At 62.7% G+C, this 13961-nt stretch carries 17 protein-coding genes; 10 read left to right on the top strand and 7 right to left on the bottom strand.

Going from position 1 to position 13961, the window contains the following annotated elements:
- Positions 1–80 precede the first annotated feature (80 nt).
- On the top strand, positions 81–572 hold the full coding sequence (locus ACE3PR_RS17775) for a F0F1 ATP synthase subunit B' (RefSeq protein ID WP_374374706.1): 492 nt from the start codon (positions 81–83) through the stop codon (positions 570–572).
- Positions 572–1072: a F0F1 ATP synthase subunit B gene (locus ACE3PR_RS17770; RefSeq protein ID WP_374374704.1), complete on the top strand. Its 501-nt coding sequence runs from the start codon at positions 572–574 to the stop codon at positions 1070–1072. Before ACE3PR_RS17775 ends, ACE3PR_RS17770 begins: the two co-directional genes overlap by 1 nt.
- A 678-nt stretch (positions 1073–1750) precedes the next feature.
- On the opposite strand, the gene ACE3PR_RS17765 is transcribed toward ACE3PR_RS17770, so the two are convergent.
- Positions 1751–2257, bottom strand: coding sequence for a phasin family protein (locus ACE3PR_RS17765; RefSeq protein ID WP_374374702.1), 507 nt, complete (start codon positions 2255–2257; stop codon positions 1751–1753).
- A 440-nt stretch (positions 2258–2697) separates the two neighbouring features.
- On the opposite strand from ACE3PR_RS17765, the gene ACE3PR_RS17760 reads away from it, so the two are divergent.
- From ACE3PR_RS17760 to ACE3PR_RS17750, 3 genes are all read left to right on the top strand, one after another.
- On the top strand, positions 2698–4260 hold the full coding sequence (locus ACE3PR_RS17760; protein WP_374374700.1) for a D-aminopeptidase: 1563 nt from the start codon (positions 2698–2700) through the stop codon (positions 4258–4260).
- Between the two features lie 70 nt (positions 4261–4330).
- Positions 4331–5308 (top strand): transcriptional regulator GcvA, encoded by a 978-nt coding sequence (gene gcvA / locus ACE3PR_RS17755; RefSeq protein ID WP_374374698.1) that lies wholly within the window; start codon positions 4331–4333, stop codon positions 5306–5308.
- A 58-nt stretch (positions 5309–5366) separates the two neighbouring features.
- The gene (locus ACE3PR_RS17750; protein WP_374374696.1) at positions 5367–6365 is read left to right on the top strand and encodes a succinylglutamate desuccinylase/aspartoacylase family protein; all 999 of its coding nucleotides are present in this window, start codon (positions 5367–5369) and stop codon (positions 6363–6365) included.
- Between the two features lie 74 nt (positions 6366–6439).
- Here the strand turns inward: ACE3PR_RS17750 and pspC are convergent, their stop codons facing one another.
- Genes pspC through ACE3PR_RS17730 form a run of 4 tightly spaced genes read right to left on the bottom strand, consistent with a single transcriptional unit; the run spans position 6440 to position 7972 of the window.
- Positions 6440–6835 (bottom strand): envelope stress response membrane protein PspC, encoded by a 396-nt coding sequence (gene pspC / locus ACE3PR_RS17745; RefSeq protein ID WP_374374693.1) that lies wholly within the window; start codon positions 6833–6835, stop codon positions 6440–6442.
- Between the two features lie 5 nt (positions 6836–6840).
- The gene (gene pspB / locus ACE3PR_RS17740) at positions 6841–7065 is read right to left on the bottom strand and encodes an envelope stress response membrane protein PspB (RefSeq protein WP_374374690.1); all 225 of its coding nucleotides are present in this window, start codon (positions 7063–7065) and stop codon (positions 6841–6843) included.
- Between the two features lie 41 nt (positions 7066–7106).
- Positions 7107–7772 carry a phage shock protein PspA gene (pspA, locus tag ACE3PR_RS17735; RefSeq protein WP_374374688.1) on the bottom strand — a complete coding sequence of 222 codons (666 nt, stop codon included), beginning with the start codon at positions 7770–7772 and terminating at the stop codon, positions 7107–7109.
- Between the two features lie 20 nt (positions 7773–7792).
- A complete protein-coding gene (locus ACE3PR_RS17730; protein WP_374374685.1) occupies positions 7793–7972 on the bottom strand; it encodes a hypothetical protein in 180 nt (59 codons plus the stop codon).
- Between the two features lie 192 nt (positions 7973–8164).
- Here ACE3PR_RS17730 and pspF point away from each other — a divergent pair, with 192 nt between their 5' ends.
- Entirely contained in the window at positions 8165–9154 is a 990-nt protein-coding gene (gene pspF, locus ACE3PR_RS17725; RefSeq protein ID WP_374374682.1) for a phage shock protein operon transcriptional activator, read from the top strand.
- Here the strand turns inward: pspF and ACE3PR_RS17720 are convergent.
- Positions 9151–9702, bottom strand: coding sequence for a GNAT family N-acetyltransferase (locus ACE3PR_RS17720; RefSeq protein WP_374374680.1), 552 nt, complete (start codon positions 9700–9702; stop codon positions 9151–9153). The two genes, pspF and ACE3PR_RS17720, sit on opposite strands and share 4 nt — an antisense overlap.
- A 301-nt stretch (positions 9703–10003) precedes the next feature.
- Between ACE3PR_RS17720 and ACE3PR_RS17715 the strand changes: the two genes are divergently transcribed.
- The 4 genes from ACE3PR_RS17715 to ACE3PR_RS17700 all read left to right on the top strand — a co-directional run bounded on the left by ACE3PR_RS17715 (position 10004) and on the right by ACE3PR_RS17700 (position 13043).
- Positions 10004–11359, top strand: a complete 1356-nt coding sequence (locus tag ACE3PR_RS17715) for an ammonium transporter (protein ID WP_374374678.1) — start codon at positions 10004–10006, stop codon at positions 11357–11359.
- 33 nt (positions 11360–11392) lie between these two features.
- Entirely contained in the window at positions 11393–11566 is a 174-nt protein-coding gene (locus ACE3PR_RS17710) for a hypothetical protein (RefSeq protein WP_374374676.1), read from the top strand.
- A 131-nt stretch (positions 11567–11697) separates the two neighbouring features.
- Positions 11698–12309, top strand: coding sequence for a LysE family translocator (locus tag ACE3PR_RS17705; RefSeq protein ID WP_374374674.1), 612 nt, complete (start codon positions 11698–11700; stop codon positions 12307–12309).
- A 38-nt stretch (positions 12310–12347) separates the two neighbouring features.
- Positions 12348–13043, top strand: coding sequence for a dienelactone hydrolase family protein (locus ACE3PR_RS17700; RefSeq protein ID WP_374374672.1), 696 nt, complete (start codon positions 12348–12350; stop codon positions 13041–13043).
- Here ACE3PR_RS17700 and ACE3PR_RS17695 read toward each other — a convergent pair.
- Complete coding sequence (locus ACE3PR_RS17695; RefSeq protein ID WP_374374670.1) at positions 13040–13870, bottom strand: sulfite exporter TauE/SafE family protein; 831 nt, start codon at positions 13868–13870, stop codon at positions 13040–13042. The genes ACE3PR_RS17700 and ACE3PR_RS17695 overlap by 4 nt on opposite strands.
- Positions 13871–13961: the final 91 nt, after the last annotated feature.

Here is a 13961-nt window from a genome sequence, read left to right as displayed (position 1 = left end):
TTCGCTCGAACAGTTGAAGTTCTGCTTTCGGCCGGTGTCACCTGTGACGCCGGCCGATCGATCATCCGGGAGACGGGCCCATGCCCCAATTCGAGCCATCCATCTTTTCGCCGCTACTGGTCTGGCTGGTCCTGACCTTCGGTGCTCTCTATCTGCTGATGTCGAAATTCGCCTTGCCCAAGGTGGCGGCGATCATCGATGCCCGCGCCGAGCGCATCGAGGGTAACCTTGCCAAGGCCGAGGCGATCCGGGCGGAGGCGGCCGGCGTGCTGGCTGCCTATGAAAAGGCCATCGCCGACGCCAAGGCCGCCGCCCAGGCGGAAATCGCCAAGGCTCAGGCCCAGATCGCGGCCGATACCGCCAAGCGCGAGGCCGAGTTTGCCAAGCGCCTCGCCATCCAGACCGAAGCCGCCGAAGCCAGCATCAAGGCCACCAAGGCCGAGGCGCTGGCTCAGGTGAAATCGATTGCGACCGATCTCGCCGGTGGCATCGCCGCCAAGCTGACGGGTGCGGGAATCGATGCCGCAGCCGCCGGTGCGGCGGTGGATGCCGCTTTGAAGGAGCGTGCGTGATGGAACATGAAGCCAGCATGTTCGCCGATCCCCATTTCTGGGTGAATGTCGGCGGCCTCATTTTCCTCGCTTTCGCCGGCCCGAAGATCTGGAAGGCCCTGGCTGGCATGCTCGACCAGCGCGCCATGAAGATCAAAGCCGATCTTGATGAGGCGCAGAAACTCAAGGACGAAGCCCAGGCTCTCCTCAACGAGTATCAGCGCAAGCAAAAGGATGCCTTGAAGGAAGCCGCCGAGATCGTCGAGACGGCGAAGACCGTGGCCCAGCGCCAGGCGCGCGACGCAGCGACCGCCCTTGATGCTGCCTTCACGCGCCGCGAGAAGCTGGCCCTCGAGAAGATCGCCCAGGCGGAAGCCGCGGCCCTCGCGGAAGTCCGCCGTGAGGCGGTGGATGTCGCCACCCTCGCCGCCAAGGCGCTGATGATCCGCCAACTCGACGATGCCCGCGGCAGCGCCCTCATCGACGCCGCCATCAAGGACGTCGACAAGCGCCTGCACTGAGATCGCCCATAAGGCGTGCAGCCTCGCTTTAGCGAAGATGTAAAAACCCCCGGGAAGGAAACTTCCCGGGGGTTTTGTTTGGCGCCAAGCTCAGGCACCCTCCCGGAACATTGACCACGGTAAGCGGTGTTCGCCCGCAACCTATTGGGATGGGGCCGGATAGAAAGTATCGGTCTGAGGATCGTAACAATGTAGAACGTGTTTGTGAGCCGTCTCGACGATAAAAGGCAGGGCCTCATCATACCTGGACCAGACGAGGGACATGTTGATGAAATCCCAGAGGATGTTTCCAATCAGCGGGCCATCGCCCCAAACGGTGTCCTCCGTTTCGGTGAGATCGGGATATCGCGCAAGTAGTGCCTCAACGAAGGCGATGAGCTTAGTAGAGCGTGGCTGTTCTGGCGACCGGTGGAGCGCATCCACGCGCTCGTGAAAATCAGCATCTTCCGGATGAAGAGTGAGGCTGGGAGCCCAACAGTACAAATAGGCTGTCATACACTCTGCGCTTTCTTTCACCCGACCTGTTCTCCGCCACGTTTTAGCGAGCGGATGCTCTATTGATAGCCCCACTTTCCCAAAAACAAAACCGCCCGGCATCTGGTGATACCGGGCGGCGTTCGGGGATCGATCAGTCGGCGGGAGGGGACCTTGGACTGATCTACCTCGATCTCGAGATATTTACTTCTTCACGGCCTTGGCGACGGCGGCCTTCACTTCGTCGATCTGGGCGGCAACGCGGCCCTGGATCAGCTCGGCCACTTCCGTGCTCGACTTCTGCACCATGTCGGTGATCTCGCGGAGATTCGACACGGCCTGCTCGAAGCCGGCCTTGGCGATCTCGGCCTGCTTCACCAGCTTTTCTTCGGCGCTGGCCGGCTCGGCGAGTTCCTTGGCAACCTTGCCGAATTCCTCGACCGCCTTGCGGGCGATCTCGGCCTGGCGCTGGGCCACGGCCTTGACGCCTTCGAAGGCGGCCTGGTTGGCGGCGGTCAGGACTTCGAAATTCTTGCGCTGGGCGGCGAAGATGGCGTCGAAATCGACAACGCCGGACTTGCCGTTGAACGCCTTCGTATAGTCACCGAACCACTTGCCGAAATCGGCCTGCATCTTGGTGAAATCGGGGGTCTTGGTGAAATCGGGGAATTTCACGGTTTCGGTCTCGATGGTGGTCTGGGCTTTCGCCATGGGGTGTCTCCTCGGGGTTCCAGATACTTTTCACCCAGTTACTTTCACTGGGTACGCATGTGTCCGATTCACTCCAGGGGTCGCGGCCCAAGGGCCCATCTCGCTGGGATCGGATCGTTGTGCACTGCACAATCTGAAGGGTATATGAGCCACATTCAGGCGGAAATCAAGGGCTTTTTTGTGCAGTGCAGCAACATACATCAAATTCATGACAGGACAATGACTTAACAGGCTTTTTCTCAGGCCTATTTGTCAAACAATTATGGCTGTTGCGAGATGCTCGCAATTCCTGGCCGGCAAGAATATCGAAATGCGATGGCGAAGGGCCAGGCCAGAGGGTATCCCTCAGAGGTTATCCCTTTGTCCCGGCAAAGCGTCGCGACCTGCCTCACGCCCCCCATCCATCTAGAAGCTCCAGGATGAGATCCAAGGATATGACCATGTCCCTTTCCGCCCGCCTCGACCGGGTCGTCGAAACGCTGCCGCAGATTTATGCCGGGCCCGGCGGCGCCATCGCCGTGCTGAAGGACGGCAAGCCCCTCATCCGCCATGCCTGGGGATTTGCCAATGCCGAGCGGCGCCTGCCCTTCACGCCGCGCTCGCTGTTCCGCATCTGCTCGATCACCAAGCAATTCACCTGCGGCCTGGTGCTGGACCACTTCCCCGACACGACCGACCTCGATGCCGACGTCAAGGCACGCCTGCCGCTGCTCGGCGAACGGGCGCCCGGTGCCATTCATCTCTGCCACAATCAATCCGGCCTGCAGGATTACTGGGCCGTGGCGATGCTGCTGGGCGGCCTCGCCGAAACGCCCTTCGGCAACCGCGAGGCCGCGCGCCTCATCGCCAATACAAGGTCGCTGCATTTCACGCCCGGCACGCGCTATTCCTACGCCAACCAGAATTTCCGCATCCTCTCGGACATCCTCGAAACGCGGACCGGACGCGGCTACGGCGAATTGGTGCGGCAGCGCATCTTCGATCCCGCCGGCATGGAAACAGCCTTCATCGCCGCCGATACCCGCGCGATGCCCGATGGCAGCGAAGGCTATGAGGGAACGCTTGCCGGCGGCTTCCGCCCCGCCATCAATGGCATGTTCTGGCCGGGCGGCGATGCCTCGATCGGCGCCAGCCTCGATGACATGATCGCCTGGGAAGCTTTCATCGATGCGACACGCGAGGACGAGGGCGGCCTCTACCGCCGGATTTCGGCGCCGGTGACCTTCAGCGACGGGAACGCTGCGCCTTATGGCTTCGGCCTGGCACGGGGAACCTTGTTCGGCCGCGCCGTCACCCGCCATGGCGGTGCCTTGCGCGGCTGGCGCAGCCAGCGCCTCCACATGGCTGCGGAGCGTCTTTCCGTCATCGTCCTCTTCAATCACGATGCCAGCCCGGGTGCCGCCGCCGAAGATCTGGTCGCAGCCATGCTCGGTGCCGAGAAGCCGACGCCGCCTGCCGGCCTGCCGAAGCCGGACTGGCTCGGCACCTATCTCGAACCGGAAACGGGATTGTCCGTGCGCCTAGATGCAAGTGGCGACGGCGTCACCCTGCGTTACGGTACGCTCCCCGATTCGCTCGCTCTGCAGGCGGATGGGCGTGCCGCCAAGCCGGATGCCGGGGCAGGCCTCACGCCGACACCGTTGGGTTTGCAATTCGATCTGCCGGATGACAACCAGCATTCGCTCCTGGTCCCGCGCCATGGCGCGGCCGCCCGCGATATCGCCGGCACCTTCCACTGCGCCGATCTCGATGCCGACCTCACCATCGCCGATGCCGGCGGCCAGTTCTACGCCGCCTGCTCCGGTCTGTTGGGTGACGGCCGCATGGAAAAGCTGCAGCCGATCGGACAGGATCTCTGGGTCATGCCCTGTCCGCGCGGCATCGACCATCTGGCACCCGGCGATTGGACCCTCGATTTCATCCGTGACAACGCCGGTCGTGTCACCTCCCTGCGATTGGGCTGCTGGCTTGCGCGCCGCTTCACCTATCAGCGGGTCGCGTGACAGCCGGTCGCGCGACAGGTGGCGCCATGCTAGAACCGGTTTCAGCATCATCCTCCAGTGAGGTTTCGATTTGCGCCGCGTCCTGCCCTCCCTCCCCGCCTTGACCGTGTTCGAGGCTTCGGCCCGCCACGGCAGTTTCACGCGCGCCGCCGAGGAACTGAACCTCACTCAATCGGCGGTCTCGAAACAGGTGCGCGGGCTTGAGGATTTTCTGGGTGTGCAGCTTTTCGAGCGCGTGCGCCAGCGCATCGGCCTCACCGAAGCCGGCAAGGCCTATCTCAAAAGTGTGCGCGAGGCGCTCGAGATCATGGAAGCCGCCACCATGGAAGCCCTTGCCTTCCAGAGCGGCGGCAGCATCCTCAACCTCGCCACCTTGCCCACCTTTGGCACGCGCTGGCTGACACCGCGCCTCGGGCACTTCACCAAAGCCCATCCCAAGATCTCGCTCAACGTCACGGCGCGGGCCTGGCCCTTCGACCTCGTCGAGGAAAATCTCGACGTCGCCATCTATTTCGGTGCCGAACCCTGGCCCGGCGGCATCTGCGACTGGCTGATGGGCGAAACCGTGGTGCCGGTCGCCTCCCCCGCGCTGCTGGCGCCCAGGGGTCCGCTGCGCACGCCGCGCGATCTTGCCAAGGTCAATCTGCTCCATCACCGCGCGCGGCCCCGTGCCTGGCAGGATTGGCTGGGCGCCGTGGGTGCCGGCAGCGTCAACGCCTTTCATGGCCTCCGGTTCGAGCAATTCGAGATGATCATCCAGGCGGCCATCTCGGGAATCGGCATCGCCATGGTGCCGCGCTTCATGATCGAGGCCGAGCTCAAATCCGGCAGCCTCGTCATCCCCTTCGACCATGCGATGGAAAGCGCCGAATCCTATTACCTGGTCTATGCCGAGCGGAAGCGTTCCCTGCCGGCGGTGATCGCCTTCCGCGACTGGATCGTCGGCGAGGCGCAAGCCGATCTGGACCGGGTCACGCCCACAAGCAAAACAACTGGCAAAACAACTGGCAAGACCGGCAAGTCACCGCCCCATTCCGGCGCGGAATGAGATCAGGCGCAACGCGCGCTGTGCCGATGGCCATCCAAAAGCTACCGTCCGGTCCATCATGGCGACACAGATCTGGACCCCTCTCGATTACGACAAACCCGGCAAGCAGATCGGGCATCTCAACCTGCCCCATTCGGTGCATCGCTCCGCCTATGGCAACATCGTCATTCCGTTGGGCATCGTGGCAAACGGTACGGGGCCGACCCTGCTGCTTACCGCCGGCACCCATGGCGATGAATATGAAGGCCAGGTGGCGCTGACCCGGCTGCTGCGCGACATCGATCCCGCTGCGATCAACGGCCGTCTCATAATTCTCCCGATGCTGAACGCGCCGGCAGCCCGCGCCGGTTTGCGGGTCTCGCCGGTGGACGGCGTCAATCTCAACCGCGCCTTTCCGGGCGACCCCCTGGGTTCGCCCACTCAGGCGATTGCGCATTACGTCAGTTCGGTCTTGTTCCCGCTGGCCGATGTCTATCAGGACCTCCATGCTGGCGGTTCCTCGCTCGACTATCTTCCTTTCGTCTCGGTGCGCGCCAGCGTCGATGCCGATCTCGACGCCAAGGCCCTGGCCGCAGCGCGTGCCTTCGGCGCCCCCTATATCCAGGTCTGGGGCTATTCTCCGGACCCGCGCCTCTCCACCGCGGAATCCAACCGGCAGAAGATCATCTCGCTGGGTGGCGAATTCGGCGGCGGCGGCTCGGTCTCGCGCCGCGGCCTCGGCATCGTCGAACGCGGTCTTCAGCGCCTGATGGCGCATCTGGGCATGATCGCTCCCTTGGACGAAACGCCCCCCACGCCAGCGATCGAGGTCGAGGTGAAGGGCCGCGACCATTATGTCTATGCGGCGGGAAACGGTCTCTTCGAGCCGCTCTGCGATCTCGGCGATCATGTCGAGGCCGGCCAGACCTGCGGCCTGCTGCACGATCCCGACGACCCCACGCGCCCGGCGATCCCGCATCATTTCGCAACGTCGGGCCTCCTCATCTGCCGCCGCCATCCGGGCCGGGCCGAACGCGGCGATTGTGTGGCCCATCTCGCAACACCCCGGCGTAGGTAAAAGAAAGCCCTCCCCTTTTTGAGGGGAGGGTGAAGTCGGGAATCTCGGCAGTCGCAATCTCGAGCGATCGGGGGTTATCGCCCTTCAAGGTCCTTGAAGTCGCGGTGGAGTTTGTATTCCTTCGAGGTGACGTGCTTCTCCAGACCCGCCAGCCGCTCTTCCAGCGACCGGAAGCGATAGCGGAGATTGGAGAAGGTATCCGACGGCCGCATCGAGACCGACCGCCAGAACTGCGCCTCCTCGCCCGTGCCATAGACGGGCGACGGCTTCCGTTTCATGAAGATCGCCGCCAGCACGTAGAAGACCAGCACCTGCGGCAGGAAGAAGATCGCCGTGATGGCGGTGACGATCCGCAGGGTGCGCCGTTCCCAGCCGAAATAATCGGCAAAGCCCGCGCAGACGCCCAGGATCACCCCGTTATCGGGATCGCGGTAGAGATGATGCGGGTTGGGTGAGGGATCGAACGACATCTCGGTTATACCTTCTTTCTCCAATGCGGACTTTCGGAATCGAGGATGGCTTCCAGCGTCACCACCCTCTCCTCCATGCGCTTGGCGCTCTGCCACAGATCCGCCAGCATGCGCTCGTCCTCGGCCGAGAGGCCGCGGCTGCCGCGCCATTTGGTGATGTAATGCAGGATCAGCCAGAGCGGCAGAACGATGGTGATGAAGAGAATGCTGAGGACAAACACGAATTCCATCCGTTCATGCTCCGGGGTTGCAGATCTGGGGTCGCATCATCTTACGACTTGCGCCCCATTCTGGCTTTAAGCGCTTCGAGCTCGGCCGAGATCGCGGTCTCTGCTTCCAGTTCCGCGAATTCCTCATGGAGGCTCTTGCGCTTGCCCATGTCAAAGGCTTCGACCTGGCCTTCCATCCGGTCAAGCTTGCGCTCGATATGCTCATAGCGCGCCATCGCATCGTCGATGCGGCCGTCATGAAGCTGCGTGCGGATGCGGAACTGGTCGCGCGCCGCATTGTGCCGCACCTCGAAGCTCTTCTGCTTGGCCTTCGCTTCGGCCAGCTTGGCGTCGAGACGCGCCAGATCGTCATTGGTCTTGGCGAGCGTGTCGTCGATGAGGCCCATTTCCTTCTGCATGAGCGCCACGGTCGCGGCCGCCTCGGATTTTGCGAGCAAGGCACCCTTGGCCAAATCCTCCCGGCCCTTTTCGATGGCAAGCTCGGCCTTCCTCTGCCAATCGGCCTGGGCTGCTTCCAGATGCTCGATGCGGCGGCCCAATTCCTTCTTCTCGGCGATGGCGCGGGCGGCGGCGCTCCGCACCTCGACCAGCGTGTCTTCCATCTCCTGGATGATCAGGCGCACGATTTTTTCCGGTTCCTCGGCGCGGTCCAGCATCGCATTGAGGTTGGAATTGATGATGTCGCCGAGGCGCGAAAAGATACCCATATTGCTTACTCCGTTTCCGATCACATCAGGATGCCGCCGAGCACCAGCCCGGCTGCGAAGAAAACCCAGCTCTCGCTTGGGCGGGTCTTGACCCAGTTCAGCCAGCGATGGGCCGTATGGCCGAAATCGATCCGATCATGGGCGCGGAACGCGTAATCGCGCTGCCCGTCCCCTCTCGCCCGCTCATAGTCGAAGCTCATCTGTCGCTCCTTTGCTGCGGGACCATTCCCGCACCCCCTCCTTAGAGCAGGCGGCGTGCCAGAACCCGCTCAGTGATGAGATTTGTTGTTTTTCAATTAGTTGAGCTGTCCAGAATCCATTTTTCGCTTGAATCTTTCGATATGATAGGCGAATATTTCGCCGATCTTCAGTTATAATTCACGGAACCAGCAATGGATCTGCCCCCGCTCCTGGGCGAAGCCCCAGCCTTTCAGGCCTTGCTGGACCATGTCTCGGCGGCAGCCCCGCTCGACCGCCCAGTCCTCGTGATCGGCGAGCGCGGCACCGGCAAGGAGCTGATCGCCTCGCGCCTCCATTACCTCTCCAAGCGCTGGGACCGGCCCTTCATCAAGGTGAATTGCGCCGCCCTGGCGCCGGACCTTCTGGAAAGCGAACTTTTCGGCCATGACGCCGGCGCCTTCACCGGGGCGACGCGGCGCCATATCGGCCGCTTCGAGCGCGCCGATGGCGGCACGCTCTTCCTGGACGAAATCGCTAATGCCAGCCTCCGCGTGCAGGAACAGATCCTGCGCGTGGTGGAATATGGCGAGTTCGAACGGGTGGGGAGCGGCGAGACGCGCGCGGTCGATGTGCGTCTGATCGGCGCCACCAATGTGGATCTCCCCGCTGCCGTGGCCGCGGGAAGTTTCCGAGCCGATCTGCTCGACCGCCTCGCCTTCGACGTGCTGACCCTCCCGCCCTTGCGCGCACGGCCCGAGGACGTGGCCCTCCTCGCCCAGCATTTCGCCCATGCCATGGCGCAAGCGCTCGACCGGCCGGAATTCCCCGGCTTCACCGCCGGCGCGATGGCGCAGCTTCAAGAATACGACTGGCCGGGAAATGTGCGCGAGCTCAGGAACGTGATCGAACGCGCGGTCTATCGCGCCGCCCCGGACGCGCTGATCGAAACGATCAGTTTCGACCCCTTCGCCTCGCCCTATCGGCCGTTGCAAGCGCCGGCGGAAACGACCACCGCGCCAAAGATTCCGGCCCTCCCCTACGATTTCCGCGCCGAGATCGCCGCCACCGAGAAAACCTGGCTGCTGGCGGCTCTTACCGCGCAAGCTTGGCATCAGGGCCGCACCGCCCAGGCTTTGGGCCTCGGCTACGACCAGCTCCGCCACCTCCTCCGCAAGCACGGCATTCAGGCACCCGGCACCTAGCGGCGGCGAGCGCGCCATTCTTCGCGCGTGAGTTCCCAGGTTTCGGAGGGCAGGCGGCCGCCGACATAGTTGCTCTCGCCGGTGGCGATGACGCGCATGCCGCTCCGCATAGAAATGCGGCGCGAAGCCTCGTTGGCGATCGCCTTCGGGATGCGCAATGTCTCCTGGCCCAGCTCGCCGAACCAGAAATCGGTGACCATCTCGGCCGCCTCGCTCATCAGGCCCTGCCCCTGCCAGGCGGGATCCAGCCAGAAGCCGCGATTGTCCTCCTCGCCGAGCGACAGGTTGATGCAGCCGATCAGCCGCCCCGGCTCACCCCTCGGCCGGATCGACCAATGCCAGGCCTCGCCCGCCGCCACCGCAGGCAAGGCCAGATCGCGGATGAAGGTGAGCGCGCCATCCGCCGGATAGGGCCAGGGGATGCGGTCATTGAGAAAGCGCACGATCTCCCAGCGCGGGAACAGCGCCTGCACCGCATCGGCGTCGGCAAGTTCCAGGGGCCGCAACAACAGGCGCCTTGTTTCCAGGATCGGTACCGCTTTGGTCATGGCCGGGGCTTACGCAACCTTTCCAACAGGTCAGGGATGAAGGTTAACACCGCATCTTCGGGAATTTTTTGTTGCGATGCAAAAGAATCGCGTTAGGCTTTCCGTCGTGACATCTGGCATCGGTCGCCGGCCCTTGCTTCAGGGGGCATGGCCCGGGACCGGCCATCAGGAGAGGAGACGCATCGGCGCCGTCGGGGGATGGTCGCCACGATTGCACAACCAATCAAAACATCACATTCGGTGAGGGGACGACCCAACTGCGCTGCTTCCTAGAAGAATATCAAACAGGAGAGCTTCACAGATGGATATGACCGAAATGCAAGCCAAGATCGAGGCGCTTGAAAAAGCCTCGGCCATGGCGACCACCATCAATTCAGAAGTGTTCTATTGGTGGTGTACCGCGCTGATGATCGCGATTCACGCGGGCTTCCTCGCCTATGAAATGGGTGCCTCGCGCGCCAAGAACGCCCTCGCCTCGGGCATCAAGAACATCCTCGCTTTCGCTTTCATCACGCCGACCTTCTTCCTGTTCGGCTGGTGGATCTATCTCGCCTTCCCGACCGGCTTCACCATCTCCGAAGCGGGTGCGGGCGGCCTGCCCTGGAGCGCCAGCATGGGCCCCAACCTCGCCGACAATGCGTCGGGCATCTTCTGGGCCTGCTTCACGCTCTTTGCAGCAACCACCGCCTCGATCATGTCGGGCTCGGTGATCGAGCGCATCCGCATCTCCGGCTTCACCATCCTCGCGGTGATCCTCGGTTCCGCAGTTTGGATTCTCGGCGCCTCCTGGGGCTGGCATCCGGATGGCTGGCTCACTGCCGATTGGGGCCTCCATGACGCCGGTGCGGCGGGCTGCGTCCATATGGTGGCTGGTTTCTTCACCCTGGGCGTTCTCATCAATCTCGGCCCCCGCATCGGCCGCTTCAATGCAAACGGAACGGTGAACGACATGCCCGGTCACAACATGCCGATGTCGCTCATCGGCCTGATGCTGATCGTGATGGGCTTCTTCGGCTTCCTGGGCGGCTGCATCATCTATACCGGCGACACCTGGGTCACCATCTACAACACGCCCACCACCCTGTCGGCCTTCGCCTTCAACACCCTGATGGGTGTTTCGGGCGGCATGATCGGCTGCTATCTCACCACGCGTGATCCCTTCTGGATGATGTCGGGCGCGCTTGTGGGCGTCATCTCCTCGGCATCGGGCCTCGATCTCTATTTCCCGGCCTTTGCCTTTCTGATCAGCTTTGCCGGCGGCCTGGTGATTCCCTATATCAACACGCTGCTCCTGAAGCTGAAGATCGACGATGCCGTGGGTGCCGTTGCCGTCCATGGCTTCGGCGGTGTCTGGGGCATCCTCGCCGTCGGCATTTTCGCGGCCGGCTATCCCAATATCGCGGGGCCCGAGATATCCTTCATCGGCCAGTTCAAGAGCATGATCGTGTTTGCCGCCCTCGGCTTCATTCCGGGCTTCGTCTGCTCCTTCATCCTGAAGCAGCTCAAATTGCTGCGCACGGATCAGGCGGCGGAAGTGGCCGGTCTCGATACGGCGGAAGTGCCGGTTACGGCCTATCCGGAAAGCGGCCTGCCGGCCTATGCCCGGACGCCGTCCGGTATCGCCTCATCGCCGGTTGCGACGGCACCCGCTGAATGAAAATGATCTAGACAACAGGGAAAGGACAATCACATGAACTCGTCACCCATCACCAGTTGGGAAGGGGCGGAAGCCTATTTCACCTTCGCCGACAAGCCGGCTGTCCTGGTCTTCTTCGTCCTGGCGACTGCCGCCGTCTGCATCGGCGGCGTCATCAGCATGATTCGCCACGAAAGCTATTCGTATAAAAAGCTGAACGGCAAATAAGCTTCATAACAAGAAACCATCCGACCTGAAGATCGGCCGCCGGCGGCAATGTCGGCGGCCTTTTTTCATTGGCACTTGTTGTCGCCCGAGACCCGCCCTAGCATGCCGGACGAGACAGGAGAGAGGCGGATATGAGCATCGAGTTTCTGTTGACCACCCTCATTGTCGTCATCTCGCCCGGTACCGGCGTGCTCTATACGCTCGCCACCGGCCTCACCCGCGGCGCCCGGGCCAGCATGCTGGCCGCCTTCGCCTGCACGCTCGGGATCATCCCGCATATGGCGGCGGCCATCACAGGCCTCGCCGCCCTCCTCCACACCAGCGCCCTTGCCTTCGAGATCCTCAAATATCTCGGCGTCGCCTACCTTCTCTACATGGCCTGGATGACCTTGCGCGAAACCGGTGCCTTGGCCGTGCCGAAGGAGACCGCGCCGAAATCCGTACGCCAGGTGATCGTGACCGGCATCCTCATCAACATCCTCAATCCGAAGCTCTCGATCTTCTTTTTCGCCTTCCTGCCGCAATTCGTCAGCACGACGGAAGCCAACGCGCTTCCGCAGATGCTGGAACTGAGCTTCGTTTTCATGGCCGTCACCTTCGTCATCTTCGTGGGCTACGGTCTTTTCGCCGCCGCGATCCGCAACCACGTGATCTCGCGCCCGCGCGTGCTCACCTGGATGCGTCGCACCTTCGCCGCTGCTTTCATCGCTCTGGGAGCGAAACTGGCTGTGGCGGAGAGGTGACGACCAGATGATTTCCGGAACCAGAGGGAGCTTCAACCATGGGTGAATATACCAGCGTCACATCGCCGGACGGCAGCTTTGCCGCCTATCTCGCGCGGCCCTCGAAGATTCCGGCGGCGGCCATTGTCGTCATCCAGGAGATCATGGGTGTCAATCACACGATCCGCGGTGTCGCCGACGATCTCGCCCGCCAAGGTTTCCTCGCCATCGCCCCCGACATCTTCTGGCGCCTGGAGCCGGGTGTCGATCTTGACGACCGCAAGCCCACGGATTGGCAGAAGGCGATCGGCTTCTACCAGGCCTTCGATTTTGCCAAGGGTGTTGCGGATATCAGCGCCACGGTGGTGGCGGCGAAATCGCTGCCCGGTGCCAGCGGCAAGGTCGGCGTGGTTGGCTTCTGCCTGGGTGGCCTCCTCACCTTCCTCAGCGCCGCGCGCAACGAAGCGGATGCCTTCGTCGCCTATTACGGCGGCGGCACCGACCAGCACATCGCCGAAGGGGCGAAGATCAAGCGGCCGCTGCTGATGCATCTGGCCGGCGACGACGAATATATCGGCAAGGACGCGCAGCGGATCATCAACGATGGCCTGAAATCAAACCCGCAGGTCGAAATCCACACCTATCCTGGCCGCAATCACGCTTTCACGCGCAAGCAGGGTGCGCATTACCATGAAGGCGATTCCAAAATCGCCAATGACCGCACCTATGCCTTCTTCAAGGCCAAGCTCGGCTAGCTGAAGAGGGTCCAGACCATCTTGACGCCCGTCAGTCCCAGGAAGAGGGCGAAGCTCTTCCGAAGCCAGCCCACCTGCATGCTATGGGCGGCGCGGGCGCCATAGGGGGCGAACAGCATCGAGGTGGGAACGATCGCCGCGAAGCCGACGAGACTCACATAACCCAGCGAGAAAGGCGGCAGATCTTCCGCGCCCCAGCCATTGATGACGAAGCCGAGTGTCCCCGGCACGGCGATGATGAGACCGATCGCCGAAGCCGTGCCGACCGCACGGCGCAAGGGGAAATTGAACAGCGACAGGATCGGGACCGAAAGCGTACCACCGCCGATTCCCATCAAGGTCGAGACGCCGCCGATGAAGGTCGCGATCAGCGACCGCCAGGGCTGGCCGGGCAAGCCGTCCTTCAGCCTGGTGCCCTCCAGCGAGAACAGCATGTAGAGGGCGACAATGAGCGCCACGATGCCGAACACACCGGTCAGCGCCTTCCCATCGACGAAAGCCGCGATGACGACACCGATGATGACACCGAGGGCGATCATCGGTCCCCAGGATTTCAACAGCGCGTCATCCACCGCCTCGCGTTTCCGATGCGCGCGCAGCGAAATGATCGAGGTGGGGATGATGGTGGCAAGCGACGTGCCGACCGCCAGATGCGCGCGGATCGCCTCGTCGATGTCGAGAAAATCGAACACGTAGAACAACGCCGGCACGATGACGATGCCGCCGCCCACACCAAGCAGCCCGGCAAGGAATCCGGAACAGCAACCGACAACGGCAAGAGCAAGGGCCAGCGCCATCAATTCGGCGCCGCTCATGGTTTCGAACAATAGAAATCTCTTTTCAGGCGGCGGGGTTGGGGTGCCCCCCTCCCGACCTCCCCCCTGAAGGGGGGAGGAGAAGCTTGGAGCGACTTCCTAT

It is taken from the genome of Dongia sp., assembly GCF_041909655.1.
Classification (GTDB): Bacteria; Pseudomonadota; Alphaproteobacteria; order Dongiales; family Dongiaceae; genus Dongia.
Note: the sequence above shows the minus strand (reverse complement) of the source record. Positions and strands in the feature narration are given on the sequence as shown.